This window comes from Sphingomonas kyungheensis (assembly GCF_037120395.1).
Classification (GTDB): domain Bacteria; phylum Pseudomonadota; class Alphaproteobacteria; order Sphingomonadales; family Sphingomonadaceae; genus Sphingomonas; species Sphingomonas kyungheensis.
In genome coordinates this window covers 430656-455802 of sequence record NZ_JBBBDM010000001.1, presented here as the reverse complement: position 1 = coordinate 455802, position 25147 = coordinate 430656, and the positions used below count along the sequence as shown (strand labels likewise).

Annotated in this window: 20 protein-coding genes; 11 read left to right on the top strand and 9 right to left on the bottom strand. The window is 69.0% G+C overall.

Annotation, left to right across the window (positions count from 1 at the left end; all coding sequences use genetic code 11):
- The first annotated feature begins 16 nt into the window (after positions 1–16).
- The gene (locus V8201_RS02135) at positions 17–1645 is read left to right on the top strand and encodes a histidine kinase famiy protein (protein WP_336544356.1); all 1629 of its coding nucleotides are present in this window, start codon (positions 17–19) and stop codon (positions 1643–1645) included.
- A 74-nt stretch (positions 1646–1719) separates the two neighbouring features.
- Here the strand turns inward: V8201_RS02135 and V8201_RS02130 are convergent, their stop codons facing one another.
- Both V8201_RS02130 and V8201_RS02125 read right to left on the bottom strand, forming a co-directional pair.
- Positions 1720–3000 carry a mechanosensitive ion channel gene (locus V8201_RS02130; RefSeq protein ID WP_271299412.1) on the bottom strand — a complete coding sequence of 427 codons (1281 nt, stop codon included), beginning with the start codon at positions 2998–3000 and terminating at the stop codon, positions 1720–1722.
- An 89-nt stretch (positions 3001–3089) separates the two neighbouring features.
- The gene (locus V8201_RS02125) at positions 3090–3455 is read right to left on the bottom strand and encodes a hypothetical protein (RefSeq protein WP_051583264.1); all 366 of its coding nucleotides are present in this window, start codon (positions 3453–3455) and stop codon (positions 3090–3092) included.
- Between the two features lie 314 nt (positions 3456–3769).
- On the opposite strand from V8201_RS02125, the gene V8201_RS02120 reads away from it, so the two are divergent.
- Positions 3770–4387, top strand: coding sequence for an OB-fold-containig protein (locus V8201_RS02120; protein ID WP_336544355.1), 618 nt, complete (start codon positions 3770–3772; stop codon positions 4385–4387).
- A 35-nt stretch (positions 4388–4422) separates the two neighbouring features.
- Positions 4423–6111, top strand: a complete 1689-nt coding sequence (locus V8201_RS02115) for a flotillin family protein (protein WP_037532221.1) — start codon at positions 4423–4425, stop codon at positions 6109–6111.
- An 18-nt stretch (positions 6112–6129) separates the two neighbouring features.
- Here the strand turns inward: V8201_RS02115 and V8201_RS02110 are convergent, their stop codons facing one another.
- Positions 6130–7020 carry an SDR family oxidoreductase gene (locus tag V8201_RS02110; RefSeq protein ID WP_336544354.1) on the bottom strand — a complete coding sequence of 297 codons (891 nt, stop codon included), beginning with the start codon at positions 7018–7020 and terminating at the stop codon, positions 6130–6132.
- Between the two features lie 93 nt (positions 7021–7113).
- Here V8201_RS02110 and V8201_RS02105 point away from each other — a divergent pair, with 93 nt between their 5' ends.
- Positions 7114–7947, top strand: coding sequence for a helix-turn-helix transcriptional regulator (locus V8201_RS02105; RefSeq protein ID WP_336544353.1), 834 nt, complete (start codon positions 7114–7116; stop codon positions 7945–7947).
- Between the two features lie 27 nt (positions 7948–7974).
- On the opposite strand, the gene V8201_RS02100 is transcribed toward V8201_RS02105, so the two are convergent.
- From V8201_RS02100 to V8201_RS02090, 3 genes are all read right to left on the bottom strand, one after another.
- Positions 7975–9594, bottom strand: coding sequence for a M28 family peptidase (locus tag V8201_RS02100; protein WP_271299417.1), 1620 nt, complete (start codon positions 9592–9594; stop codon positions 7975–7977).
- A 152-nt stretch (positions 9595–9746) separates the two neighbouring features.
- A complete protein-coding gene (locus tag V8201_RS02095; RefSeq protein ID WP_336544352.1) occupies positions 9747–12524 on the bottom strand; it encodes a TonB-dependent receptor in 2778 nt (925 codons plus the stop codon).
- Between the two features lie 319 nt (positions 12525–12843).
- Positions 12844–16260 carry an autotransporter domain-containing protein gene (locus V8201_RS02090; RefSeq protein WP_336544351.1) on the bottom strand — a complete coding sequence of 1139 codons (3417 nt, stop codon included), beginning with the start codon at positions 16258–16260 and terminating at the stop codon, positions 12844–12846.
- Between the two features lie 373 nt (positions 16261–16633).
- On the opposite strand from V8201_RS02090, the gene V8201_RS02085 reads away from it, so the two are divergent.
- Together V8201_RS02085 and V8201_RS02080 are read left to right on the top strand one after the other, a co-directional pair.
- Positions 16634–18007, top strand: a complete 1374-nt coding sequence (locus tag V8201_RS02085; RefSeq protein ID WP_037534990.1) for a DEAD/DEAH box helicase — start codon at positions 16634–16636, stop codon at positions 18005–18007.
- A 139-nt stretch (positions 18008–18146) separates the two neighbouring features.
- Positions 18147–18413 (top strand): hypothetical protein, encoded by a 267-nt coding sequence (locus V8201_RS02080; protein WP_336544350.1) that lies wholly within the window; start codon positions 18147–18149, stop codon positions 18411–18413.
- Positions 18414–18510: 97 nt separating this feature from the next.
- On the opposite strand, the gene V8201_RS02075 is transcribed toward V8201_RS02080, so the two are convergent.
- Entirely contained in the window at positions 18511–19290 is a 780-nt protein-coding gene (locus V8201_RS02075) for a crotonase/enoyl-CoA hydratase family protein (protein ID WP_336544349.1), read from the bottom strand.
- A gap of 89 nt (positions 19291–19379) precedes the next feature.
- Between V8201_RS02075 and V8201_RS02070 the strand changes: the two genes are divergently transcribed.
- Positions 19380–19805 carry a PaaI family thioesterase gene (locus V8201_RS02070; RefSeq protein ID WP_037534993.1) on the top strand — a complete coding sequence of 142 codons (426 nt, stop codon included), beginning with the start codon at positions 19380–19382 and terminating at the stop codon, positions 19803–19805.
- Positions 19802–20197: a PaaI family thioesterase gene (locus tag V8201_RS02065; protein ID WP_037534994.1), complete on the top strand. Its 396-nt coding sequence runs from the start codon at positions 19802–19804 to the stop codon at positions 20195–20197. The genes V8201_RS02070 and V8201_RS02065 overlap by 4 nt, the downstream gene beginning before the upstream one ends.
- Before the next feature lie 27 nt (positions 20198–20224).
- Here the strand turns inward: V8201_RS02065 and V8201_RS02060 are convergent, their stop codons facing one another.
- A complete protein-coding gene (locus V8201_RS02060) occupies positions 20225–21052 on the bottom strand; it encodes a shikimate 5-dehydrogenase (RefSeq protein WP_336544348.1) in 828 nt (275 codons plus the stop codon).
- Between the two features lie 262 nt (positions 21053–21314).
- On the bottom strand, positions 21315–22454 hold the full coding sequence (locus V8201_RS02055) for a PQQ-dependent sugar dehydrogenase (protein ID WP_336544347.1): 1140 nt from the start codon (positions 22452–22454) through the stop codon (positions 21315–21317).
- Between the two features lie 220 nt (positions 22455–22674).
- Here V8201_RS02055 and rimP point away from each other — a divergent pair, with 220 nt between their 5' ends.
- From rimP to V8201_RS02040, 3 genes are read left to right on the top strand one after another with little or no spacing between them, the layout of a single operon-like run.
- On the top strand, positions 22675–23262 hold the full coding sequence (rimP, locus tag V8201_RS02050) for a ribosome maturation protein RimP (protein ID WP_336544346.1): 588 nt from the start codon (positions 22675–22677) through the stop codon (positions 23260–23262).
- Between the two features lies 1 nt (position 23263).
- A complete protein-coding gene (gene nusA, locus V8201_RS02045) occupies positions 23264–24895 on the top strand; it encodes a transcription termination factor NusA (RefSeq protein WP_037534998.1) in 1632 nt (543 codons plus the stop codon).
- The gene (locus tag V8201_RS02040; protein WP_037534999.1) at positions 24895–25137 is read left to right on the top strand and encodes a tautomerase family protein; all 243 of its coding nucleotides are present in this window, start codon (positions 24895–24897) and stop codon (positions 25135–25137) included. The genes nusA and V8201_RS02040 overlap by 1 nt, the downstream gene beginning before the upstream one ends.
- Positions 25138–25147: the final 10 nt, after the last annotated feature.

Sequence of the window (25147 nt, the reverse complement as noted above, 5' to 3'; positions counted from 1 at the left end):
TAGCGCTTGGATCCCCATGGCCGACGGAACGCCGGAAAAGCCGCGGGGCGGTCCGCCCCCGCATCTGCAACGCGTCACCAATCACGATATGGCGGATGACCGCAACGGCATCTTCTTCGCCGCGGTGTCGACGACGCGGATGCCGATGATCGTCACCGATCCCAATCAGCCCGACAATCCGATCGTCTTCGCCAATCCCGCCTTCATCACCATGACCGGTTATGCGCGCGACGAACTGATCGGCCGCAACTGCCGGCTGCTCCAGGGGCCGGAGACCGATCCGGACACCGTCGCCGAGCTGCGCCGCGCGATCAGCCAGCAGCGCGAAACCTCCGTCGAGATCCTCAATTACAAGAAGAACGGCGCCGTCTTCTGGAACGCTTTGTTCGTATCGCCGGTGTTCGATTGCGACGGCAAGGTCGTCTATCATTTCGCCTCGCAGCTCGACGTCACGCGGCGCCGCGATGCCGAGGAAGGGCTGCGCCGGGCGCAGACGATGGAGGCGGTCGGCCAGCTCACCGGCGGTGTCGCGCATGATTTCAACAATCTGCTTACCGTGATCCAGGGGTTCGGCGACATCATCCTCGCCAATCTCGAACGCGACGGCGAGTTCGACCGCCGCAAGGCGGCCCGCTCGATGCGCGCGGTGCTGCAGGCCGCCGAACGCGGCGCGACGCTGACCCAGCAATTGCTCGCTTTCTCGCGCCGGCAGAAACTGCAAGGCCGCGTCGTCAATCTCGGCGATCTGCTCGACCATCTCCAGCCGCTGATCGAGCGCACCGCCGGCGGCGCGGTCACCGTCGCCGTGCGCAGCGATCCGCATATCTGCAATGCCCGGATCGATCCGACGCAGGCCGAACTCGCCGTCATCAACATCCTGCGCAACGCGCGCGACGCGATGCCCGATGGCGGCACGATCACGATCGAAGCGAGCAACCGCTCGATCGAAGCCGGCGACAAGGGCTTCGGCGAACTCGCGCCCGGCACCTATGTCATGCTGACCATCACCGATCAGGGCATCGGCATGTCGCCGGACATCCTCGCCCGCGTCACCGAACCGTTCTTCACCACCAAGGATCAGGGCAAGGGCACCGGGCTCGGCCTGTCGATGGTCTACGGCTTCATGAAACAGTCGGGCGGCTTGCTCCGCATCACGTCCGAAGAGGGGCGCGGCACGACGGTACGGATGCTGTTCCCGTGCGAGGCGGCGGCGGCGGAGCCGCAGGGCGCGCCGGCGTCGCGTCCGCTCGCCGACAAGCGCGGACATGAGACGGTGCTGGTCGTCGAGGATCAGGTCGACGTCGGCGACTATGCCGAGGCGGTGCTCACCGACTTCGGCTATACCGTGCTGCGCGCCGACAATGCCGATGCCGCGCTCGAACTGCTCGATGGCGCCGGTCCTATCGATCTGCTGTTCAGCGACCTGATCATGCCGGGCGGGACGAACGGCGTGATGCTGGCGCGCGAGGTCAAGCGCCGGCGGCCAAGGATCTGCGTGCTGCTGACGACCGGTTATGCCGAATCCTCGATCGAGCGGGTCGACGCGCGCGGCGCCGAATTCGACCTGATCCAGAAACCCTACAAGCGCAGCGAACTTGCCATCAAGGTCCGCCGCGTCATCGACGGACCGACCGGGGTCGGCTGACCGGCGGCGGCGGCCGTGCACCGGGGCACGGCATTGCACCATCCCGGCGAACCGGGATGGTGCTCTTGATCGCCTCAGACAAGCGGCTCGCGCGGCGCATCGAGATCCGCGGCACGTTCGGCCGTGCGGGTGTCGCGACGGCTGCCGTCGAGCATCCGTCGTACCGCCTGCCCCGCCGCCTCGCGGCCGCCAAGGCCGAAGGCGAGCGCGAAGGCGACCGCAATCGCGCCGAGCAGCAGCCCGAAGGCGAGATTGATGATGTCGTCGGCAAGACCCATGAAGCGCAGGCCGATCGCGGTGCCGAGGACGATGATCGCCACCCGGACGATCGGCGCGGCGATGCGCGTGCCGCTGTCGCCGCTGCTGCGCGCGATGGCCTGTGCGACGAAGCGGGCGATGATCACCGCGGCGACGATGATCACCGTACCGAAGACGACCTGGCCGAACAGCGCCAGCACCTCCGCCATGATCTTCGATCCATAAGCGAAATTGAGCTGGCGGAAGGCTTCCATCAGCCCGAAGATGAGGATCGCGACGAACGCGCCGGTCCCCGCCGCCTTGGACGGCACGATGGCGGGCGCCTCGCCCGGTGCGGTGTTGAACAGGCGCAGCGCGCCGACGCTGCGGTCGAAGGCGGTGGTGGCAAGGAACTGCGTCAGCAGGCGCGACGCGAACCGCGCGATGACATAGGCGACCGCGAGGATCATGCCGGCGGCGATGACGTGCGGGATCGCATCGAGGATGATGCGCAGCATCGCGGTGGCGGGCTGTGAGATGGCGGCGATGTTGAGCGTGTCGAGCGCGGCGATGGCGACCGGGATGATGATCAGCGCGAAGACGATGGCACCGACGGTGCGCGGCAGCATCGTCGGATCGGCCGGCGCGGCGGCGCCGATCCGCGTCGAGAAGCGCTCGACATGGCTGGCGGTGATCACCGCCTCGACCGCCTTCTTCGTCACCTTGGCGAGCACATAGCCGAGGAAGAAGATGAGGCCGGCGCCGATGATCCGCGGCACCGCGGCGCCGAAGCCGCGCAGCATGTCGCCGAGCGGGCCGGTCGCGCCGGTCAGGCCGAGCGGCTGCGTTGCGAGGAACAGCGCGATCAGCAGCACCACCCAATAGACCGCATCGCCGACCTGCGCGCCGATCGACGAGGGATGCCGCTCGCCGACCTCGGGCGCATTGGCGTGATGGGCGAGCGGCGTGCGGTTGACGAGCTTCGCCACGCCCCATTTCGCCGCGCGCGCGATCAGCCAGCCGATCGCCAGCACGAGCAGCGCCGCGACGATGCGCGGCCCCCAGATTTCGATCAGGTCGAGCGCGCGCGCGCCGAGGTCGCGGGTCTGTGACACCATCGTGTCACCCGCATAGTCTACACCTTGCATGGTCCTTGGTCCCTTTTACGTAACGAGGCACGGCGACCGCGGCCGCCGCGCATGGCCGCTCACAACGGCGAGGCGGGGTCGGTGAGGATGCCGCAGGCCGCCGCGGCCTTGCCGACTTCGAGCGGCACCTTGGGGTCCTTGACCTGACCGGCGACGCGGACGAAGTCGCTCACCGTCAGCCGGCCCGGCGTGGTGTCGCCCTCGCGCGAGGCGCGGGCGGCGCGACCGAGCTGCTGGAGCTGGCCGAGCGACAGATTCGCCTCCAGCCGGTCGCCGACGCATTGCGACTGCGCCGGCTGGAAGCCATAGCCTTCGAGCGACGTCGCGATCTTCTCCGACGGGTTGACGCAACCGGCGATCGCCAGCGCCGTGATCCCGGCGCAGAGCAGGCCGACGCGCCCGCCCGGCAGACTATATGTCGTCATCGCAAACCCCTGTCGTTCTGGTGATGCTTCGCCGCGCCACGCGGGACATCCTATCCGATCGACCAACCGTTCGTGCCGGCGAAGTATCCGAGGTATTGATGCACTAGATAGGGGTATATCCAAGCCAATGGATTAGCCGGAAAACGTCAGCTTCTACGTCGTTTCAGACTGTTTATTGCCAACTATACTGTCCTAAATCGTTGCCGAATTTCTGATTATCTTACTTCGCCCGGCGGGAGCCCCGGCGCGCGCCGCCGGGTTCCGGCAAGGGCGCCGCACGGGACATCGGGCCGGGCGGGTGATAGGCTGCGGCAATGTTCGCGATCTTCCTCACCCCCGCCTATCTGCCCTTCGCGATCGCCTTCGTCGTGATGATCGGCATCGGGCTGATCGAGGCGATCGGGCTCGGGCTCGGCCATCTCGATCTCGACGGCGACGTCGGCGCGGACGGGCACGGTGGCGTGCTCGACTGGCTCGGCCTCGGCGGCGAATTGCCGATCCTGATCTGGCTGACCTCGCTGCTCGGCTGTTTCACGCTCGCCGGCGTGGCGATCCAGCAGCTCGCCGAGAGCCTGCGCGGCGCGCCGCTCGGCGGGCCGGCGGCGAGCGGTGTGGCGCTGGTCGTCGGCCTGCTGCTCAACACGCTTGCCGCCAACGGGCTCGCGCGGATCATGCCGGGGTTCGAGACGAGCGTGATCTCGAGCGACGACCTGCTCCGCCAGCGCGCCACCGTGCTCGAGGGCGTCGCGCGGCGCGGCGCGCCGGCGCGCGCCAAGATCGTCGATCGCCACGGCCAGGCGCACGTCATCCTGATCGAGCCGCACGACGACGCCGATGCGATCCCCGCCGGCGCAACGGTGCTGATCGTCCGGCGCGACGGCGCCCGTTTCTTCGCGCTCGCCAGCGAGGACACCTTTCTTCAACCCCTATGATGGACAGACGGGGGGGAACGCCGGGGGATATGCTCATGCCTGCATCATTGTATAACATACTGATCTACGCAGGGATCGTCCTGCTCGCCTTGGTCGTGATCGGGATCATCCTGACCCGCCTCTACCGCCGCGCGACCAAGGACGTCGCGCTGATCCGCACCGGCTTCGGCGGCGAGAAGGTCGTGCTCAACGGCGGCATCATGGTGATCCCGGTGCTGCACGAGCTGATGCAGGTGCGGCTGACGACGGTGAAGCTGGAGGTGTCGCGGCTCAACAAGGACGCGCTGATCACGCTCGACAAGCTGCGCGTCGACGTGGTCGGGCTGTTCCACATCAAGGTCAAGCCGGACGCCGAATCGATCGCCGCCGCCGCGCAGACGCTCGGCAATGCGGTCAACAGTCCGGAGGCGGTCAAGTCGCTGCTCGACGGCAAGCTGGTCTCGGCACTGCGTTCGGTCGCCGCGACGATGACGATGGAGCATCTCCACGCCAACCGCGCCGACTTCATCCAGAAGGTGCAGGAGGCGCTGCTCACCGACCTCGACATGAACGGCTTCCATCTCGAATCGGTGTCGATCACCCATTTCGACCAGACCGCCTTCGAGCATTTCAACGAGAACAACGCCTTCGACGCCGAAGGCCTGACCGTACTGACCCGCACGATCGAGGAGCGCAAGAAGACGCGCAACGACATCGTCGCGACCAACCGCGTCGCGATCGAGCAGCGCAACCTGGAGGCGAACAACCAGTCGCTCGAAATCGCCCAGGCCGCCGAACAGGCGCGGCTGACGCAGGAACAGGCGCTCGCCGCCCGCCGCGCCGAACAGGCGACCGCGATCGCCACCGCCACCGCCGAGCAGACGCGCCTCGCCGAGATCGCGCGGATCACCGCGATGCAGGCGCAGACCGTCGCGCAGACCGAGGCGGACAAGGTGGTCAAGACCGCGACGATCGCGCGCGACGGTGCGATCCAGACCGCGACGATCGAACGCGACCGCACGATCGAGATCGCCCGCATCACCACCGCGGTGCAGACCGCGCAGAAATCGGAGGAGGAATCGACTGCGGCGGCGGCGGCCAACGAGGCGCGCGCCCTCGCCGTCCGCGCCGAGGAAAGCGTCGCCACCGCCAAGGCGACCGAGATCGCCAACCGCAACAAGAACGTCGCGGTGATCGCCGCCACCCAGCGGGCGCAGGAGGAAGCGGTGCAGATCACCGTCGCCGCCTCCGCCGAGAAGGAAGCCGCCGAAGCGCGCGCGATCGCGTTGCGCACCGAGGCACAGGCCGAGGCGGACGCCGAAAAGGCGCGCGCCGAAGGTCGCGAGGCAGCGTTCAGGGTCGATGCCGCGGGTCAGGCGGCGATCAACGAGGCGACCAATATCCTCAGCGAGGCGCAGACCGCGCTGCTCGTCCGCAAGGCGATGCTCGACGCGCTGCCGGCGATCATCGCCGCCGCCGCCAAGCCGATCGAGAATATCGACCGGATCAGCATCCTCGATGCGCGGGGGCTGCACGGCGACGGCGGCACGGGGGACGCAGCCGCGGCGACGGGTCAGGGCAATCTTGCCGATGCCGCGGTCGCCGCGGCGATGCGCTATCGGGTCGGCGGGCCGCTGATCGACGGACTGATGGCCGAGCTCGGCATGACCGGCGGCACGCTCAACGGCATGCTCGCCGGCAGCGACGCCGCGGGCAAGGCGGCGCCGGATCAGGGTCAGGACTGATCCGCCGCGCAGGTCCGGTCAGCCGGCATAGTCCATCGCGGCAAGGTCGCTGAGCAGATCGGGGCCGCCCGGCTGCCAGCCGAGCCGCTCGCGCGTCCAGGCACTCGACGCGGTCATGTCGAGCGCGGCGAACGGCGCCATCCAGCCGAAATGCTGTGCGACCGCCTCGGCGTCGATCGAGCGCACCGGCAGGCCGGTCCCCTTGCCGATCGCCTCGGCGATCGCACGCGCCGATACGCCCTCCTCGACCGAGGCGTGGTAGCGCGCGCCCGGCTCGCCGCGGTCGAGCGCCAGGGCGTACAGCCGCGCGACATCGCTGACATGCGCCGCCGCCCAGCGCGTCTCGCCCGCGCCCAGATAGGCGATTGCGCCGGCGCGGCGCGCCTCGGCGATCAGCGGCGTGATCAGCCCCGCCTTGCGCATGTCGTGTACCTGCGGCAGCCGGATCGTCCGCACGTCGATCCGTCGCGCGAGCAGCGCCGCGCCGGCGAGTTCGGTGGCGATGCGCGGATTGGCATGATGCGGATTGAGCACGTCCTCGCGCGCCGAGCCGCCGTCGCGCGGCGTGCCGATGCCGACGCCCGAGGTGATCAGCAGCGGCTTGCGCGTCCCGGCGAGCGCCTCCCCCATCGCCAGGATGTTGCGCTCGTCCTTGCCGGTATTGGCGACGAAGTTGCTGAAGTCGTGATCGAAGGCGCAATGGATCACCGCCTCGGCGGCCGCCGCGCCGGCCGCCAGCGTCTCGGGCTGGTCGAGGTCGCCGCGATGCACCGCCGCCCCCGCCGCTTCGAGCCGGTCCGCCCCCTCCGCCGAGCGAGCGAGACCGAGCACCTGATGCCCGCGGGCGAGCAGTTCGGGAATGACGTGCGAGCCGATGAAACCGGTGGCACCGGTGAGGAAGATGCGCATGGGACTTCTCCTAGTGTCCCGCCGCTATCGGACCGCCGCCCACCCTGTTAAAGTAGTGTCCGTATCGGGGTATAACGAACAACAGGATCGATCATGGCCAGCGCTGCGGACAATCCGCTCGGCACCTATCTGCGCGATCGCCGCACCCGGCTCGATCCGGCGGCGTTCGGCTTCGGCGGCGGCCGGCGGCGCACCCCCGGCCTGCGCCGCGAGGAGGTGGCGAGCCGCGCCAATATCAGCGCGACCTGGTATACCTGGCTCGAACAGGGGCGCGGCGGCGCGCCCTCCGCCGACGTGCTCGACCGTATCGCCAAGGGGCTGATGCTCACCGAGCCGGAGCGCGAGCATCTCTATATGCTCGGCCTCGGCCGGCCGCCCGAGGCGCGCTATCGGCCGGTCGACGGCATCTCGCCGCGGTTGCAGCGCGTGCTCGACGGCATGACGCTGAGCCCGGCGATCATCAAGACGGCGATGTGGGATGTCGTCGGCTGGAACCGCGCGGCGACGCTATTGCTCACCGATTATGCCACTTTGCCGCCGGACGGGCGCAACATCCTCCGCCTGATGTTCGGGAACGCGCAGGCCCGCGCGCGCAACGCTGACTGGGACAGCGTCGCGCGTTTCGTCGTCGCCGCCTTCAGGGCCGACATGACCCGCGCCGGCGGCAGCGCCGCGGCAGCCGGACTGGTCGCCGAACTCAGCGCGCTCAGTCCCGATTTCGACCGGCTGTGGCGCGACAATGACGTCGTCGCGCACAACGAAGGGGTGAAGCGCCTCCACCATCCCGTCGCCGGCCCGCTGGCGATGGAATTCGCCACCTTCACCGTCGAAGGGCGGCCCGATCTCGGCATGATCGTCTACAATCCCGCCACCTCCGCGGATGCCGAGCGGTTGCACCGGCTGCTCGCCGCCGCGCCGGACGGCTGATCGCAGCGGCCACAACCGGCGCCGCGCCTAGCGCCGCGCCGCGTCCGTCTTGGCGCGCTCCGCCGCAAAGGGTTCGGTGGCGTTCCAGCCCGGCCAGTTTCGCCCGTTCGCGATCTCGCGGCCGAGCGCATAAGCGACGCTGCCCTCCTGCGCCGCGCCGGTCATATCCCAGCGCGGATCATATTCGTCGCAGGTCTGATGATAGCATTGCGCATTGTAGCGCGCGCGCTTGCGCTCGCCCGCCGCCATGCCGCCGTCGACCAGATCGCGGCCGGCGCGGAAGTAGACGCCCGGCACGCCTTTCTGCGCGAAGGCGAAATGATCCGATCGATAATACCAGCCCGCCTCCGTATTCTCCTCGGGCACGATCCGCAGCCCCTGCGTCGCCGCGACGCGGGCGAGGTCCGCCTCGAGCGGCGTGCGGCCGACGCCGATCAGTTCGAGGTCGCGCGTCCGCCCGAGCACGACATGCGGGTCGAGGTTGAACTGCGCCGCGGTGGTGGCGAGCGGCAGAGCGGGATGATCGGCATACCAGCTCGCGCCGAGCAGCCCCTTTTCCTCCGCCGTCCACAGGGCGAAGACGATCGAGCGGCGCGTGCGCGGTGCCGCCGCGAAGGTGCGGGCGATCTCGAGCAAGGTCGCGGTGCCGGTGCCATTGTCGATCGCGCCGTTGCGGATGCGGTCGGCGGGCGGATCGAAGTCGTTCTCGCCATAGGCGTCCCAATGCGCGCCGTAGAGGATGCTGCCCGCCGCCGGATCGCTGCCCGGCAGGATCGCGACGACATTGTGGCTGACCGCGCGGTCGAGGCTGGTCCGGACCGTGCCCGACAGCGTCACCCCGGCAAGCGCGACGCCGCTGAAGTCGGCCGCCTGCGCCGCGCGCTTGGCGGCGGCATAGTCGAGCCCGCCCTGCCGCAGCATCGCGACGCCGATGTCGTTGCGCAGCGTGCCGCGGATGCCGAATGCGGGCGGCACCGTGCCCGTGTCGAGCGCATAGCCCGGCACCGCATCGCCCTTGGCCAGTTGCAGCCACGGGTAGCTCGACGGAAAGGTGTCATGGATCTGGAAGAAGGCCGCGGCGCCGCGTTTCTGCGCCTCGGCGAGCTTGGTGCGCGAGGCGGGGCTCGCCGCGCGCCCGCCGAAGCCGAGATCGCGCCCCGCCTCGACATCCGGATCGCCGGCGAGTGCCACCACCACCTTGCCGCGCACGTCGAGCCCGCGATACGGATCATAGCCGAGCCGCGGCTCGACCACGCCATAGCCGACGAACACCACCGGTGCCTGCGCCAGCGTCGTCGTCCCGACGATCCGCGACGACACCGCGACCTCGACGCCCGGCGTCAGCGCCCGCGTCGCGCCGCCGATCGCCAGATCGAGCCGCGCCGCCTCGCGCGTCCAGCGCAGCAGCGGCACCGTCTGGCGGTAGCCCGCATTACCCGCCGGCTTGAGACCGAGCGCAGCGAAGCGCTTGTCGAGGAAATCGAGCGTCACCGCCTCGCCTGGCTGCGTCGGCCCGCGGCCGTGGAAATCGTCGGCGCTGAGCGTGTGCACATCGGCCTTGATCCGTTCGGGCGACAGAATCGGCACGCGCGGCCCGCCCGGAGCGGCGGCGACGGTGAGCAGGAGAAGCGGGAGCCAGCGTTTCATGGCACCAGCGTGACGGCTCGCGACGGACGGCGCAAGCGGGATATGCCGGTCGCCGGACGCGCTTACCGGGTGGTGTCGGCTGGGTCGCAGACGTGCTGATCGTCATGGCAGATCGCCTGACGGCGCACGCCTTCCGATGCCGGCCGCCGCCGTCACAGCCGCCGGCGTACCGACAGGTTGATCGTGCGGCCGTAGGGATCGATCGCGTCGGGCTGGTAGAGCAGCGGCGTCGCGCCGGTCGCGTCGGTGACGCGCTGGCGCGTGTTGAGGACGTTGCCGAGGGTCAGCGATACCCGCGTGCCGCGCGCCCAGCCGCGACCGGGGAAGCGATTGGCGAGTTCGGCGAACAGCCGCAGGTCGAACGTCGCCAGCGCGTGGAAGCGCAGGTCACCCGCTGCGCTGCCGGCATCGGCGCGGACGCGGGTGGCGCTCTTCCAATTGCCGCTCAGCCGCAGGCCGACGCCATTGTCTATCAGCCCGGTGTTGAGCTGAACGGTATGACGCGCCTGTCCGCCGGCGCCGATCGTCCCGCCGTCGAGCAGATCGATCGTCGGGCCGCCGTCCTTCAGCAGGATGGCGTCGCGGAAGAACCAGCTGTGATAGAGCGACATCTGGACACGCGCGCCATTGTCGCTGCCGCCGAACGCGTCCGGCCCGCCCGGCCCGCCCGGCCCACCGGGACCGCCACCCGGCGGCGGTCCATCCGGGGGCGGACCGCCAGGCGGGGGACCACCGGGCGGGGGACCACCCGGCGGCGGCCCCATACCGTCGTCGGGCGGCGGCCCCGGCGGCGGGCCGTCGCCCTCGTCCCGTCGCCGGCCTTCGACGACGATATCCTCCCCGGCCGCGGGATCGCCGGCCGCGGGATCGCCGGCGGGCGGGGCATCGCGCGCCGCGGTCGCGTCCGCGCCGGCAGGCGGCGGTGCCTCCCCCTGCCCCGACACCGCCTTGCCGGCCCCCGCCGGCCCGCGCATGGGAGGATGCGGCCGCCGCGGCGCGCGCAGGATGCCCGTAAGGTTCACCCCCCAGCGGATCTCCTCGCGATCCTCGCGCGCGAAATTGACCGCGCGACTGTCGACCGCGGTCAGCATGCCGGTGTCGTCGCGGGTGAAGCGCTCGGCGAAGGCCGCTTCGATCGCGGCGGTCGCGCCGCTCAGCGTGCCGATCGGATTGCGCGTCCGGCTGTTGATGTAATTGGCCGAAAGCGACAGATTGCGCCGCGGGAACGGCTTGAGCGCGACGCCGAGCTTGACGACGTGACGATCGTCGGCGGCGAGCGCGGCATTGCCGCCGGTGCTCTGCAACACCGTCACCGTCGCGCCCGTCACCGCATCGTAGACGCGCGCCTGGGTGACGACGACCGGCGCATTGAGCTGCTGCAACGTCGGCGCGACGCGATCTTCGTTGACCGAGGCGATCACGCTGATCCCGGTGCGCGGCGTCCAGTTGAGCCCATAGCCGAAGGTCGCGAGCGTGCCGTAATCGGCGACCTGCGTCGCACCCGCGTTCAGATTGGCGGTGAGGTTGCCGAGACCGCTGAGGAAGCCGCTGCGCCGGCTGGTCAGCGGCACGTCGAGGCTGATCTGCCCGCGCCCGGTGGTGCGCGTCGCCGCGCTCGTCCGGGTGACGCCGGCATAAGCGGTCGATGAGCGCAAAGCGCTGACGTCGCCGCCCAGCCGCAGCGACACACGGATGTCGCCCGCCGGCATCGCGAACAGCCGCCCCATCAGCACGGCGCTGGCGCTGCCGGCGTCCGATCGCGCCACCGCCCGCTCGCGCTGCAGCGGCCCCAGCAAGGCGGCGGAGAGCGGGCCGTACGGATCCACCGCGATGGCGTTCGCCGCGATCGCCTGTTGCAGCGCCGCCGTATCATAGCCGCGGTCGGTCACGGTGCGCGTGTCGCCGTGATCGTAATTGGCGATCACCGACAGCTTCCACCGCGTCGACACATCGGCGTTGAGCGTCGCGCCGAGATGCCCGCTTGCGGTCGCGATATCCTGGCGCAGCGCCTGCGTGTCGAGATAGCGGTCGATCGTGGCATCCGACATACTGGTGGCGAAGGGATTGTCGGCGGTGACGTCGAGCGTCGCGGTCGCTAGCCCCTGCAGGGCGGCGCTGGTGGCGTAGCTTGCACCGGCATTGAGCGAGGCGGTCACCGCGTCGCTCACCTGATGCGCGACCGCGCCGTTGAGCGACCAGGTCCGCGTCGCCGGCACGAGCGTGCGATAGGCGGTGTCGTCGGCGATCCGTCCGGTCGGATCGATCGCGCCGGTCGCCGAGATCAGGCCGCGCTCGCTCTCGCGCGCCGACGCCGTCGATTCGACGCGCGCGGCGACATTGACCCGGTCGTTGTCGTGGATGCGGGTATAGGTGACGTCGGCCCTGGCCTTCTCGCCCTGCCCCGCCAGCGAGCCGCCGCCGCCGATATTGGCGACGGTGGTGCGGATCCGCCGCCGCAGGATGAGATTGACGACCTTCTGCTGCGCGTCATAGCCATATTTGAGCGCGACCTCCTCGGGCAGGATGTCGACGCGCAGGATCGCCTCGGTCGGCAGGTCGCCGATCTCGTTGACGCCGGAGATCCTCTTGCCGTTGACCAGTACGACAGGGCCGCTGCTGCTGTCGCGACCCTGATCGCTCTGCGTCTGGCCGCTGATCTGGTCGAGCAATTCGGTGACGGTGCCGACGCCATAGCCGGCGATATCGGCGGGCGAGAGGCGGTTCTCGGCGGGAATGTCGCCGATCACCGCACCGGGCACCGCGCGGCCGGTGACGACGATATCCTCGTCGCGCGCGGTGGCGGGCGCGGCGGTGCGGGTCGCCGGCTGCGCGGCCGGCGCGCCGCCGCTCTGCGCCGCCGCCGCAGGCGCTAGCGCGCCACCGACCAGCAGCGCGAGCAGGCAGGATGCAGGATAAGAAGGGCTGCTCATCGCCGCGCCTTCGGGTCGGATTGTGTCAGACCGATTTCATCACGATTGCGCCGGCTGCAACCTGACGCGGTGGTCGGGTGGGATGAGGCTTTGGTGGGCGGATGGCGAGCAGCCCCCCCCCTCGCAAAGCATACCGCAAGGCCGTCATCCCGCACGACGCGCGTTCCTTGGATATCGGCACCAGACGGCGCGAGGTTCCAACCGCCTCAATGTCTGTCGTGGCACCGCGGCCCGCTATGGGCGATGGGCCATTCTTCCAAAGCTATAGTCGATCCCGCCGCAGCTTAGATTTCGCTGCGGCGGGCGCGACCCGGCCGGATCAGAATTTGAAGGTCACCGCACCATGATAGGCTTGGTTGCGCACGTCGCGGCGCAGCGCGGTGGTGTCGGCGCTGAGCGATAGCGTGACACGGTCGGTGGTGTAGGACAGTCCCGCGGTCAGCTCGACCCAGTCATGATCCTGGCTCGCCAGCCGGAAGGCCGCCGAGGGCGTGCCGCCGATGAAATTGGCGGTGAACACGCCCGGCCGATCCTCGAAATCATGGACGTAATAGACCGAGCCGAACGGCTTGATCGCCTCCCCGCCGGCGATCTGCACACCGGCGCGTGCCTGGGCGCTGTCCAGCGAGTAGCGATCGAAGCGCAGCGCGCCGTCCCCGCCCGTTTCGACCGTCGGCGTGAAGCCGATATGGCTGACGCGGGCGGCGAGGCGCGGACCGACCTGCAGGCCGGCAAGATCGAATTGCTGGCCGACGCCGACTTCGGCGGACAGGGCGAAGGCGTCGTCGCGGCTGCGCAGCGTTTCACCGATTCCTGCCAGCGCGACGCTGCGCCGCGTGCTCGCCTGGAACACGCCGGCGCTGACCTGCGCGTCGAGCAGCTGACCGCGACTGCCCTGCGCCTTGCCGAACAGCGTACCCTGGAACAGCTCGCCGACCGCATGCTGCGCGACGCCTCCAGTGGTGCCGTCGAGCTTGGTGAAGCCGAAGCCGAAGCCGAGCACGCTGGTGTCGCTGACCTTCGTCTCGATGCCGCTGACCACGTAGAAGCCGTCGAACGAGTCGCGCCCGCCCGCCGGGCTGGCGTCGCGCAGGCTGCGGCTGCTGCCGTCGACATAGCCGCCGGCGATGAAGACGTTGACGTTCTCCGGCAGCACGTTTTCGCGCACCGTGGTGGTGGCGTCGCTCGCGGTGGCCTGCGCCATCGGCAGATCGCGCGCCATCAGCGCGGCGAATTGCAGCGGCTGGCCCGTCATCGTCAGCGTCCCCGACAGCGGCTGGCGCGCGTCGATCGCGCCGAGATGCTGGCGGTAATAGCGCGCGACATTGTCGGTCGCGACGATGCCCATGCCCTGGACGAGCGGCGTGGTGCGCGGCGCCAGCCCCTCCAGCGTCGTGCGGATCGTCGCCGCATTCTGGAGATCGAGCACGCCGTAGAGGCCGGCGAGCTTGGCATATTGGCCGCGGTCGCGATCGAGCAATCCGGCGAAGGCGGTCTGGATCGGCGTGTTGGCGACGACGCTCGCATAGCTGCCGGCGACGACATGCGCCTGCACCGCCGTATCGGAATAGAGCAGCTCCGGCTTGAGGATCGCGGAGATCGGCACGACCCCGTCGAATTGGCCGATGACGCCGCCGGTCGCGGTGACGATCGTGTAGCGATCATTGTAGCGCAGGATATGGCCGGCGACCGGCGCCAGCCCGACGCGGCCGCCGAGCGCGGCAAAGCCGTCGTCGGCGCCGGTGCCGACCACGGCGATCCGGTCGGACGTGCCGTTCGGCCCGACGTCGATCAGCACGCGGCTGCCCGAGGCGAGGATGAGATTGCCGCCGATCGTCAGCGTGCCGATCGTCCCCAGCGTTCCCGGCGCGATCAGGCCGGCGACGCTGGTGAGATAGGGCGTGTTGATCCGCCCGCTGCCGGTGAGCAGGCCTTGCAGCAGGAAGTAATCGCCCGGCGTCGACAGCTGGCCGTCGACGCTGACCGTGCCGCTATACTGGTTGACGGCGATCAGGCTGGTCAGCGACCCCGCACGGGTGATCGCCAGCTTGGCGGCATCGCCGCTGATCGTGAACTGGTCGACCGTCGCCGCGGTATCGAGCATCGTCGTACCGGCCGCAGCCAGCGTCACGTCGAAATAGCGTCCGCTGCGCTGCGTCGCGGCATCGGGATCGATATTGTCGGGCACGAAGCCGGTCGCGCCGGGCAGGCCGTTGGCGAGCGTCGGCGTCGGCAGCGCTGCGGTCCTGGCGTCCGCGGCACTGGATGGAGCGCCGATCCACGTCCCCGCCGCGCGGCCGCCATCGGCCTCGCCCTGCTGCGTGGCGGCGACCGGCTTGCCGTCGATATAGGTGACGCCGGTGTGGAGATCGTAGCATTGGTCGTAGCCGATGCGCGGTTCCTGGTCACACACCTGCCCGAACTTGTTCTGCGTATCGTTGGCGGTGCCGAGCCCCGGCGTCGTCGGCACGCCATTGACGAGCTGGCCGTCGGCGATGATCTGATAGGCCGGATCGAGCCGGGTGACCCAGTGGCTGGCGTCACTCCATTTGCCGTCCCCAGCCACTGCGCCGACATAGCGATAGGGGTTGTTGGCGACGATATAGTCCCAATAGAGATATAGCGGCTGGTAGAAGGACGTCGTGCCGTAGCCCGCCGATTTCTGGCCAGAGAAGGTGTAGCTTCCCGACAGCACGCCGATCACCGTCGATAGGTTGGTGCCGCCGCGCTTGAACGTCTGATCGAGGATCAGCGGCCCGCCCGAATCGCCGGAGGCGGTCAGGCCTTCGTGCGGCAGCGCCTTGTCCTTGAAGAGATTATAATCGCCCGGCGCCTTGCGGGTCGGGTCGTCGAAGTCGAGCTGATACAGGTTGGCCGGGAAACCGGCATTGCCGCCGAACAGGCCGTAATAGAAATCGTCGATCGAGCCGAGCACACCGATATAATTTTCGGCGACGCGACGACGGAAGTCGATGGCGCCGGTACTGCCGGTGGTACCCGTACCGTTCTTGCCATAGCCGGTGACGGTGACGTGATATCCGGTGCCGGTGGTATCGTCGATCGCTGCGGGTGCCGGGAGCGGCGAGAACAGCAATGTCCAGGTCGGCACGTCGGGAACCGGCGTATCGGTGGTCGCCAGCGCGATGTCGGCCTGCATGAAGTTCTTGTTCATGCCAAAGGCGAGCGACTGCGAGTTATAGACGACTTGACTGACGTTGTAGAAATGATTGTCGGCGTTGGTCGCATGACCGCCGTAAAGCCAGTTCTGCACACCGGGCCGGGTATTGGCTTCGAACCCGAACCCGATCGGCAACTGCCCGGCCGCCGTGCCGTAATTCCACGGGTTCATCGCGGTGCCGTCGGGTGCTTCGTTGACGCAATGCGCCGCGAACAGAACCGTGCGCGGATTGATCAGCGTGCCTGTGCACATGTAGATATATTTGTAGTTCTGATCCGTCGGCGTCTGGTCGATGATCATCTGCCCGACGCCGTTGACGCCCTGGTCGAGATCCGACTTGGGCGTGCCGGGATCGGAGATGACGATCTGGGGTTGAGCATGCGGCGGCTGCAGCAGAACCTCGCGCGCCGCGGGCGCGGCGATCGGGGCAGCCGTCTTCAGCCCGTCGAGCAGATCGGACGTCCTCGCCTGTGCCTGCGCCGCTACCGGCGTGAGGATCATCGCCGTCGAGGCGAGCAGGACGTATCGCGACAGGCGACGCAGCGGCGTGTGGCTCATACAGTATTTCCCCCTGATCGTACCGGACGGCTCTCCCGCTCCGGCTGACCCACGCAATGTGTCAGATCTGGTCACAAACCTGTCAAGTCGTCGCCATGGTTGCATCTTTCTTAATGATCCATATCGGTCAGATCGTGTCGGACCCGCAACACCAGCCCCCGGCACCTTGACTTTTGCCGCAATGCAGCGCACATCCGCTGCATCGAGGCGTCATGCAGCGTGAACGGGTTGGCCTGGCCACCCCCGGCTCCGCCTCGGTCGATATGCTCAGGGCTTCCCTATTCACGCGGGGTGTCAGTTTTCCCCGCCCCCTGCGAGCCGTGTCCGGTCCGGACACCGGCGCGCGGGTTGGGCCCGTTTTGGAAGTTGTTTCATGACCTTCGCCAATCTCGGCCTCGCCGAGCCGCTTGTCCGCGCGCTCGAAGCCAAAGGCTATACCAACCCGACGCCGATCCAGGCGCAGTCGATCCCGATCCTGCTCGAAGGCGGCGACCTGCTCGGCATCGCCCAGACCGGCACCGGCAAGACCGCGGCCTTCGTGCTGCCGTCGATCCAGCGACTCGCCGCCGCGCAGAAGCGCGTGCTGCCGACCCACGTCCGCATGCTCGTCCTCGCGCCGACGCGCGAACTCGCGAGCCAGATCGCCGACAATGCGCGCGGCTACGGCCAGTTCAGCAAGCTGTCGGTCGCGACCGTGTTCGGCGGCACCAGCATCAACAAGAACCGGCAGGATCTCAGCCGCGGCGTCGACATCCTCGTCGCCACGCCTGGCCGCCTGATCGACCTCGTCGAACAGGGCATGTGCAACCTGTCGATGATCGAGATCCTCGTGCTCGACGAAGCCGACCAGATGATGGACCTCGGCTTCATCCACGCGCTCAAGAAGATCGTGCGGATGATCCCGCGCAAGCGCCAGACGCTGTTCTTCTCGGCAACGATGCCGGTGGCGATCCGCGAACTCGCCAACCAGTTCCTGCACGAGCCGAAGACGGTGTCGGTCGTCCCCGCCTCGACCACTGCCGAGCGCGTCGACCAATATGTCACCTTCGTCAACCAGACGGAGAAGCAGGCGCTGCTGACGCTGACGCTGCAGGATCCGACGATCAACCGCGCGCTGGTCTTCACCCGCACCAAGCATGGCGCCGACCGCGTCGTGAAGCTGCTCGCCGGCAACGGCATCGCCGCCAATGCGATCCACGGCAACAAGAGCCAGGGCCAGCGCGAGCGCGCGCTCGGCGAGTTCAAGGACGGCAAGACCAAGGTGCTGGTCGCCACCGACATCGCCGCGCGCGGCATCGACGTGTCGGGGGTCAGCCACGTCATCAACTTCGAGCTGCCGAATGTCGCCGAGCAATATGTCCACCGCATCGGGCGGACCGCGCGGGCCGGCAACAGCGGCATCGCCATCGCCTTCTGCGCGGATGACGAGCGCGCCTATCTGAAGGACATCGAGAAGCTGACCCGCCAGAAGGTGACAGTGCGGCCGCTACCGGACAATTTCACCGCGCTATCGAACGAGATCAAGGCGACCCGCGTCAAGGCGATCGGCGCCGATCCCGCGCCGCGCGCCGACCTGCCGCGCGGCCAGCGTCAGCCGGCGCGCCCGCGGGCGACGCACGCGCCGACCGCGACGCGCAACTACGCCAATGCGAGCCGTGGCGGCCAGCGTGGCGGCGGCGGCGGTGGTCGTGGTGGCCGCTCGGGCGGCGGTGGTGGTCGCGGCCAGGGCGCCGGCGCGGCGCGCTAAGCCGCATCGGCTGCGGCGCACCTGCGTCGCGTCGCATGGATATTCGAACGGCCCCGCAGGCGCGATCCTGCGGGGCCGTTTGCGTTCGGGGCAACCCGCCGCCGCGTGGCGCATTGACTCCCCCAGAGGAGAGACTGCCATGGACGTTTCCACCACCCCGCTGCCCGAACGGATCGCCCGCGTGCTCGCCGGGCAGCGGATCAGCGCCAATGCCGGCGGCGATGCCGAGAGCGCCGGCGATCAGGTCGACGGGGCGTGGCGCGACTATCTCGATGACGCGCGCGCGGTGCTGCGCACGCTGCGCGAACCCGACCGCAGGATGGCCGCGGCCGGCGACCCGGCGGTGTGGGAGCGGATGGTGCTGTCGGCGATCGACGAGGCGAAGCCGGAGACGGTGGTTCTCTAACGGATCGCAGGCGGCGTTCCGCCCTGCCCTCACCCTATCGCCGTCTCCTCCCTCTCCCACCGGGAGAGGGAGGAGAGACCGGGCGCTGCCTCCGTGGTCAATCGTCGAACACCGGCGGGCGCTTGGCGAGATTGGCGGCGACTGCCTCCATCATCGCCGGGCGGCCGATCACCTTGAGCTGCTCCTCGGTTTCCGCGGCGAGCATCGTCCGCGGATCGGCATCATGCGCCATGTTGAGCAGGCGCTTGGCACCGCGGATCGCCGGCGGGCTGCGTCCGGCGATCGTGCGGGCGAGCGCCAGTGCCGCCGCCAGCGGATCGGCGTCGAGCCGCGTCACGAAGCCCTGCGCCAGCGCTTCGTCGGCGGCGAATTCCCGCGCGGTATAGACGAATTCGCGCAGCACGTCGTCGCGCACCGATCCGCGCCACAGCGCAAAGCCCGCCATGTCGGGCACCAGCCCCCAATGCAGCTCGCGGATCGCGAAGCGCGTGTCGGGCGCGGCGATGCGGATGTCCGCGCCGGCCATGATCTGCAAGCCGCCGCCGAAGGCGACGCCGTGCACCGCAGCGATCACCGGCATCGGCAATTGCCGCCAGCCCCAGCTGACATGCTGCGGCAGGATCGCGCCGGCGGCGTTGCGCGTCGTCGCGACGCCCGATCCGCCCTGCGCCATGCTCGCCATGTCGAGCCCGGCGCAAAAGCCGCGTCCCTCGCCCGACAGCACGACGCAGCGCACGTCGCGGCGGTCGGCGAGCGCATCGATCGTCGCGCCGATGCCCTCGAACATCGCCGGGTCGATCGCGTTCATCTTGTCAGGCCGGGCGAGGCGGACGTCGGCGATGCCATCGGCGACGGCGAGGGTGACGCGATCGGGCAAGACTCTCTCCCACAGCAGGGGGCCCGATCCGGCCTCGGACGCTTCCCCGGTGCGTTGCGCTACTGCGGATGGCGTGTAGAGACAATGCGATGAGCGGCTTCAACATCGACGCATTCATGGCGCACCGCTTCGGCGGCCATGCCGGTGCGCTCGGCATCGTCTATCATGCGAAAGGGCCCGGCTGGGTCGAGCTCGCCCTGCCCTATCGCGACGCGCTGATCGGCGATCCGGCGAGCGGCGTGCTGGCGTCGGGCCCGATCATCGCGCTGATGGACATGGCGACGAGCATCGCCGTGTGGGTCAAGCGCGACCGGTTCGCGCCGCAGGCGACGCTCGACCTGCGGGTCGACTATCTCCGGCCGGCGGTGCCGGGGCGGACGGTGATCGGCCGCGGCGAATGCCTGCGGCTGACCCGCTCGATCGCCTTCGTCCGCGGCATCGCCTATGACGAGACGCCCGACGATCCGCTCGCACAGGTCGCGGGCACCTTCATGCTGATGGACCGCGCGGCATGAGCCCGCTCGACGCGCTGCCGCCGTATGCCGAGCTGCTCGGCATCACCCTCACCCCGCGCGACGGCGCCGCGCCGACGCTGCTGCTGCCGTTCCGCGACGCGGTGCTCGGCCGGCCCGGCTTCCTGCACGGCGGCGCGATCGCCGGGCTGCTCGAGGTCGCGGCGATCGTCTCGCTGCAACATGCGCTCGCCGGTGAGGGCGGCGGGCGGATCAAGCCGGTCAACGTCACCGTCGACTTCATGCGCGGCGGCCGCGACAAGCCGACCCATGCCGAGGGGATCGTCACCCGGCTCGGTACGCGGATCGCCAATGTCGAGGCGCTGGCCTGGCAGGACGACCGCGCCCGCCCGATTGCCAGCGCGCGGATGAACTATCTGATCGTGCGGGAGTAGCTCGGACCGACCGGCATCTCTCAGGTCTTACCCCCGCGCCACCCGCTCCGCATCGGCGACCTGTTCGGGAGTCGGCGTCACCCCGGTGTAGAGCACGAATTGTTCGAGCGCCTGCAACGTCCCGATCGCCGCGCCGGTGATCACCGTCTTGCCCGCCGCGCGCGCGGCGCGGAGCAGCGGCGTGTCGGGCGGCAGCGCCACCGCATCGAGGACGATCCCGGCCGTGGCGATCGTCTCCGCCGGAAAGGCGAGCGCATCCGCATCCGCCCCCTCCATGCCGAGCGGCGTGACATTGGCGAGGAGGTCGGCGCGCTCCGCCGCCACCTCCGCAGCCCAGCGCCAGCCGACCGAGGCGGCGAGCGCCTGCCCGCGCTCGGCATTGCGCGCGACGATGACGCCATCGGTCAGCCCGGCATCGCGCAGCGCCGTCGCCACCGCCTTGCCCATCCCGCCCGAACCGCGCAGCATCACCCGCGCCGCCGGATCGATGCCGGCCTGCTCGACCAGCGTGCGCACCGCCGAATAATCGGTGTTGTAGCCCGTCAGCCGGCCATCGTCGTTGACGATCGTGTTGACGCTGTCGATCGCCGCCGCCGATCCCTCCAGGCGATCGAGCAGCGGGATCACCGCTTCCTTGAACGGCATCGAGATCGCGCAGCCGCGGATGCCGAGCGCGCGGATGCCGCCGATCGCCGCGGGCAGATCGGTGGTGGTGAACGCCTTGTAGACATAATCGAGGCCGCACCGCTCGTAGAGCCGGTTGTGGAAGCGCGTCCCGAAATTGCTCGGCCGCGCCGACAGCGACATGCACAACCGGGTGTCGCGGCCGATCAGGGGTTTGGGAGGTGTCGTCATGCGGCGGTGATAGGCGCTCCATGGCGCGTCGCCAACAACAGCGGCGCCGGAGACGCGATGACCGGTGCAAGGCAAACCGTCTCTCCACATCGGTTCGAGGCCTCGGCAAAACCGTGTCAATGCTCCTGCGCAAGCAGGAGCCTAGGGCCGCAAACGCTACATGGCGTTGTCTGCTTGACCCTGTGTTCCTGCTTTCGCAGGAACACAGTCATTGAAGACCATGCTCCCTGTTCACAGAGGCCACGTTCGGCCGATCCGCCCCCTACCGCGGCGTCAGCCGGATCAACCGCCCCGCCGACTTGCCGCCGTCCTCGATCAGCCAGATCGCGCCGTCGGGCCCCTGGTCTACGTCGCGGATGCGCGCGCCCATCGGCCATTGGTCCGCCTTGCCCGCGGTCTGGCCGTCGAGGTCGACGTGGACGAGCGACTGGGACGACAGGCCGCCGATGAAGGCATCGCCCTTCCACTGCGGGAAGAGATTTCCCGAATAGATCATCAGCCCGCCCGGCGAGATCACCGGGTTCCACCAGACCTTGGGCGGCTCATAGCCGTCGCCCGGCGCATGATCGGGGATGTCGCGGCCGTCGTAATGGCTGCCGTTCGATACGGTCGGCCAGCCATAGTTGCGGCCGGGCAGGATCAGGTTGAGCTCGTCGCCGCCCTTCGGCCCCATCTCCTGCTCCCACAACCGCCCCGCGCCGTCGAAGGCGATGCCGAGCAGGTTGCGATGGCCATAGCTCCATACCTCCGGCGCGAAGCCCTTGACGGCGAGCGGGTTGCCCGGCGCGGGCTTGCCGTCGAGCGTCAGCCGCAACACCTTGCCGAGCGTCGCCTGCGGATCCTGCGCCGGCGTGAACTTCTGCCGTTCGCCATTGGTGAAGAACAGCGACTGGCCATCGGGTGCAAAGGCGATGCGGCCGGAATAATGGCCGTCCCCCGCGACGAACGGCCGCGCCTGGAACACGGCCTCGATCTCGCCGAGCCGGTCGCCTCCCCGCCCGTCGTCACGCAGCCGGCCGCGCGCCAGCACGACGCCCTTGCCGCCCGCGCCCTTCGCCGAATAGCTGAAATAGATCCGCCGGCTGGTCGCGAAATCGGGCGCGGGAACGACATCCATCAGCCCGCCCTGCCCGGCGCTGTCGACGGGCAGCGTCGCGATCGTCTGGCGGCGCCTGCCGTCGGCGGACAGCAGGATCATCTGCCCCGCCTTTTCGGTGACGAGGATGCGCTCGTCGGGCAGGAAGGCGATCGCCCAGGGCGAGACGAAATCGGCGATCACCGTCTCGCGGAACGGCTTGGCCGAGGGCGGCGTCTCCCCCGCCTGCCCCGCTGCCGCGATCGAAGGGGCGCCCGCACCGGCGAGCAAGACGAGCGGCAGGGTGGCGAGCAGAGTGAGGCGCATGTGAGTCTCCCGGATACACCCGATCGCAAACGCGCCGGCGACGACGATGGATGCTTGTATCGCCCGACAGGTCGGCGTATATGACGGTTGCCTTCTCTTACATCGTCAGGTGAAAGAGGCTGCGGAGGATCTCCCCCGCGGCGGCGAAGACGCATATTCCCGCGGCGGCAGCCGCAATCCTTTCCCGGCGGCGGGCAGCCGCATGATTTCTGGAGCCTGCATGGCGGACATCGCCCTTCTCACGCAATTGATCGAACCCGAGGCCCGCGCGCTGGGTTTCGACCTCGTGCGCGTGAAGATGTTCGGCGGCAAGTCCGACCCGACCCTGCAGGTGATGGCCGAGCGCCCCGACACCGGCCAGCTGACGATCGACGACTGCGCCGACCTGTCGCGCCGCATCTCCGACCGGCTCGACGCGCTGGAAGCCGAGGGCAAGGATCCGATCGAGGACGCCTATCGGCTCGAAGTGTCGTCGCCCGGCATCGACCGGCCGCTGACCCGCCCGCAGGATTATGCCAATTGGGTCGGGCATGAGGCGAAGATCACGCTCGCCGAGAAGATCGACAACCGCAAGATCCTGACCGGCGACCTCGTCGGCATCGACGGCGACAAGGTGACGATCGACGTGCGCGGCCACCAGCCGATGACGGTCGCGCTCGACCAGGTCCACGACGCCAAGCTGACGATCACCGACCGGCTGCTCGCCGCCACCGCGCCTTTGTCTTCGGACGGCGCCGACGAATTCGAAGAGGTGTCCGACGACACCGACAGCAACGACACCCATGCCCTGAACGAAGGACAGCAGTAAGATGGCCACCGTCGCCACCGCCAACCGCGCGGAACTGATCGCGATCGCCAATTCGGTCGCTTCGGAGAAGATGATCGACAAGAGCATCGTCATCGAGGCGCTGGAAGAGGCGATCCAGCGCGCCGCGAAGACGCGCTACGGCATCGAGAACGACATCCGCGCCAAGCTCGATCCCAACACCGGCGATCTGCGGCTGTGGCGCGTCGTCGAAGTGGTCGAGGCGGTCGACGATTATTTCAAGCAGGTCGACGTCAATCAGGCGCAGAAGCTCCAGAAGGGCGCGGTCGTCGGCGATTATATCGTCGATCCGTTGCCGCCGATCGAATTCGGCCGCATCCAGGCGCAGGCGTCGAAGCAGATCATCTTCCAGAAGGTGCGCGACGCCGAGCGCGACCGCCAGTATGAAGAGTTCAAGGATCGCCAGGGTGAAATCATCACCGGCGTCGTCAAGCGCGTCGAATTCGGCCATGTCGTCGTCGACCTCGGCCGCGCCGAGGGCGTCATCCGCCGCGACCAGCAGATCCCGCGCGAAGTGGTGCGCGTCAACGACCGCATCCGGTCGCTGATCCTCAACGTCCGCCGCGAGAACCGCGGCCCGCAGATCTTCCTCAGCCGCGCGCACCCCGACTTCATGAAGAAGCTGTTCGCGCAGGAAGTGCCCGAGATCTACGACGGCATCATCACCATCCAGGCCGCCGCGCGCGATCCGGGCAGCCGCGCCAAGATCGGCGTCATCAGCCGCGACAGCAGTATCGATCCGGTCGGCGCCTGCGTCGGCATGAAGGGCAGCCGCGTCCAGGCCGTCGTGCAGGAGATGCAGGGCGAGAAGATCGACATCATCCCCTGGTCGCCCGATATCGCCACCTTCGTCGTCAATGCGTTGCAGCCGGCGTCGGTCAGCCGCGTCGTGATCGACGAGGAAGAGGAGCGGATCGAGGTCGTCGTCCCCGACGATCAGCTCAGCCTCGCGATCGGTCGCCGCGGCCAGAACGTCCGCCTCGCCAGCCAGTTGACCGGCAAGGCGATCGACATCCTCACCGAGCAGGATGCGAGCGAAAAGCGCCAGAAGGAATTCACCGAGCGCACCGAGATGTTCCAGAACGAGCTGGACGTCGACGAGACGCTGGCGCAGCTGCTCGTCGCCGAAGGCTTCGGCGCGCTCGAGGAGGTCGCGTATGTCGAGCTCGACGAGATCGCCGGCATCGAGGGCTTCGACGAGGACCTCGGCCAGGAATTGCAGAGCCGCGCGCAGGAAGCGCTCGATCGCCGCGAGGCCGCCAATCGCGAGGAGCGGATCGCGCTCGGCGTCGAGGATGCGCTGATCGACATGCCCTATCTGACCGAGGCGATGCTGGTCACGCTCGGCAAGGCGGGGATCAAGACGCTCGACGATCTCGCCGACCTCGCCACCGACGAGCTGGTCGAGAAGAAGCGCGTCGAACCGCGCCGCCGCAACGAGGACGCGCCCAAGCGCCCCGAGCCGAAGGGCGGCATCCTCGCGGAATATGGCCTCAGCGACGAGCAGGGCAACGAAATCATCATGGCGGCGCGCCAGCATTGGTTCGCCGACGAGGAGGCTCCTGCCGAGGCCGAAGCCCATGCCGACGCCGACGCGGCGGACGGGCAAGCCTGATGCCGTTCGTCTCGATCCGACTGGCGGGCAGCGCCACGCGCGAGCAGAAGGCGGGGATCGTCGCCGACGTCACCGCATCGCTGGTGACGCGGCTGGGCAAGAACCCGGCCGCGGTCCAGGTCGTGATCGACGAGGTCTCGACCGAGAATTACGGCGCCGGCGGCCAGCTGATCGCCGACCGCGACGCCCCCGCCGCCCCGCCGCCATCGAGGGAGGACGCGCATGCGGTTCCCTCACAATGAGACGCTAGGG

Bases quoted from the DNA above. Each gene is read 5' to 3' on its own strand.
- V8201_RS02055 (WP_336544347.1), bottom strand. From the start codon at position 22,454: ATGCGCCTCACTCTGCTCGCCACCCTGCCGCTCGTCTTGCTCGCCGGT.
- V8201_RS02120 (WP_336544355.1), top strand. From the start codon at position 3,770: ATGTTCGCGATCTTCCTCACCCCCGCCTATCTGCCCTTCGCGATCGCC.
- rimP (WP_336544346.1), top strand. From the start codon at position 22,675: ATGGCGGACATCGCCCTTCTCACGCAATTGATCGAACCCGAGGCCCGC.
- V8201_RS02105 (WP_336544353.1), top strand. From the start codon at position 7,114: ATGGCCAGCGCTGCGGACAATCCGCTCGGCACCTATCTGCGCGATCGC.
- V8201_RS02100 (WP_271299417.1), bottom strand. From the start codon at position 9,594: ATGAAACGCTGGCTCCCGCTTCTCCTGCTCACCGTCGCCGCCGCTCCG.
- V8201_RS02130 (WP_271299412.1), bottom strand. From the start codon at position 3,000: ATGGTGTCACAGACCCGCGACCTCGGCGCGCGCGCGCTCGACCTGATC.
- V8201_RS02060 (WP_336544348.1), bottom strand. From the start codon at position 21,052: ATGACGACACCTCCCAAACCCCTGATCGGCCGCGACACCCGGTTGTGC.
- V8201_RS02090 (WP_336544351.1), bottom strand. From the start codon at position 16,260: ATGAGCCACACGCCGCTGCGTCGCCTGTCGCGATACGTCCTGCTCGCC.
- V8201_RS02040 (WP_037534999.1), top strand. From the start codon at position 24,895: ATGCCGTTCGTCTCGATCCGACTGGCGGGCAGCGCCACGCGCGAGCAG.
- V8201_RS02125 (WP_051583264.1), bottom strand. From the start codon at position 3,455: ATGACGACATATAGTCTGCCGGGCGGGCGCGTCGGCCTGCTCTGCGCC.
- nusA (WP_037534998.1), top strand. From the start codon at position 23,264: ATGGCCACCGTCGCCACCGCCAACCGCGCGGAACTGATCGCGATCGCC.
- V8201_RS02115 (WP_037532221.1), top strand. From the start codon at position 4,423: ATGCCTGCATCATTGTATAACATACTGATCTACGCAGGGATCGTCCTG.
- V8201_RS02110 (WP_336544354.1), bottom strand. From the start codon at position 7,020: ATGCGCATCTTCCTCACCGGTGCCACCGGTTTCATCGGCTCGCACGTC.
- V8201_RS02135 (WP_336544356.1), top strand. From the start codon at position 17: ATGGCCGACGGAACGCCGGAAAAGCCGCGGGGCGGTCCGCCCCCGCAT.
- V8201_RS02080 (WP_336544350.1), top strand. From the start codon at position 18,147: ATGGACGTTTCCACCACCCCGCTGCCCGAACGGATCGCCCGCGTGCTC.
- V8201_RS02065 (WP_037534994.1), top strand. From the start codon at position 19,802: ATGAGCCCGCTCGACGCGCTGCCGCCGTATGCCGAGCTGCTCGGCATC.
- V8201_RS02085 (WP_037534990.1), top strand. From the start codon at position 16,634: ATGACCTTCGCCAATCTCGGCCTCGCCGAGCCGCTTGTCCGCGCGCTC.
- V8201_RS02095 (WP_336544352.1), bottom strand. From the start codon at position 12,524: ATGAGCAGCCCTTCTTATCCTGCATCCTGCCTGCTCGCGCTGCTGGTC.
- V8201_RS02070 (WP_037534993.1), top strand. From the start codon at position 19,380: ATGAGCGGCTTCAACATCGACGCATTCATGGCGCACCGCTTCGGCGGC.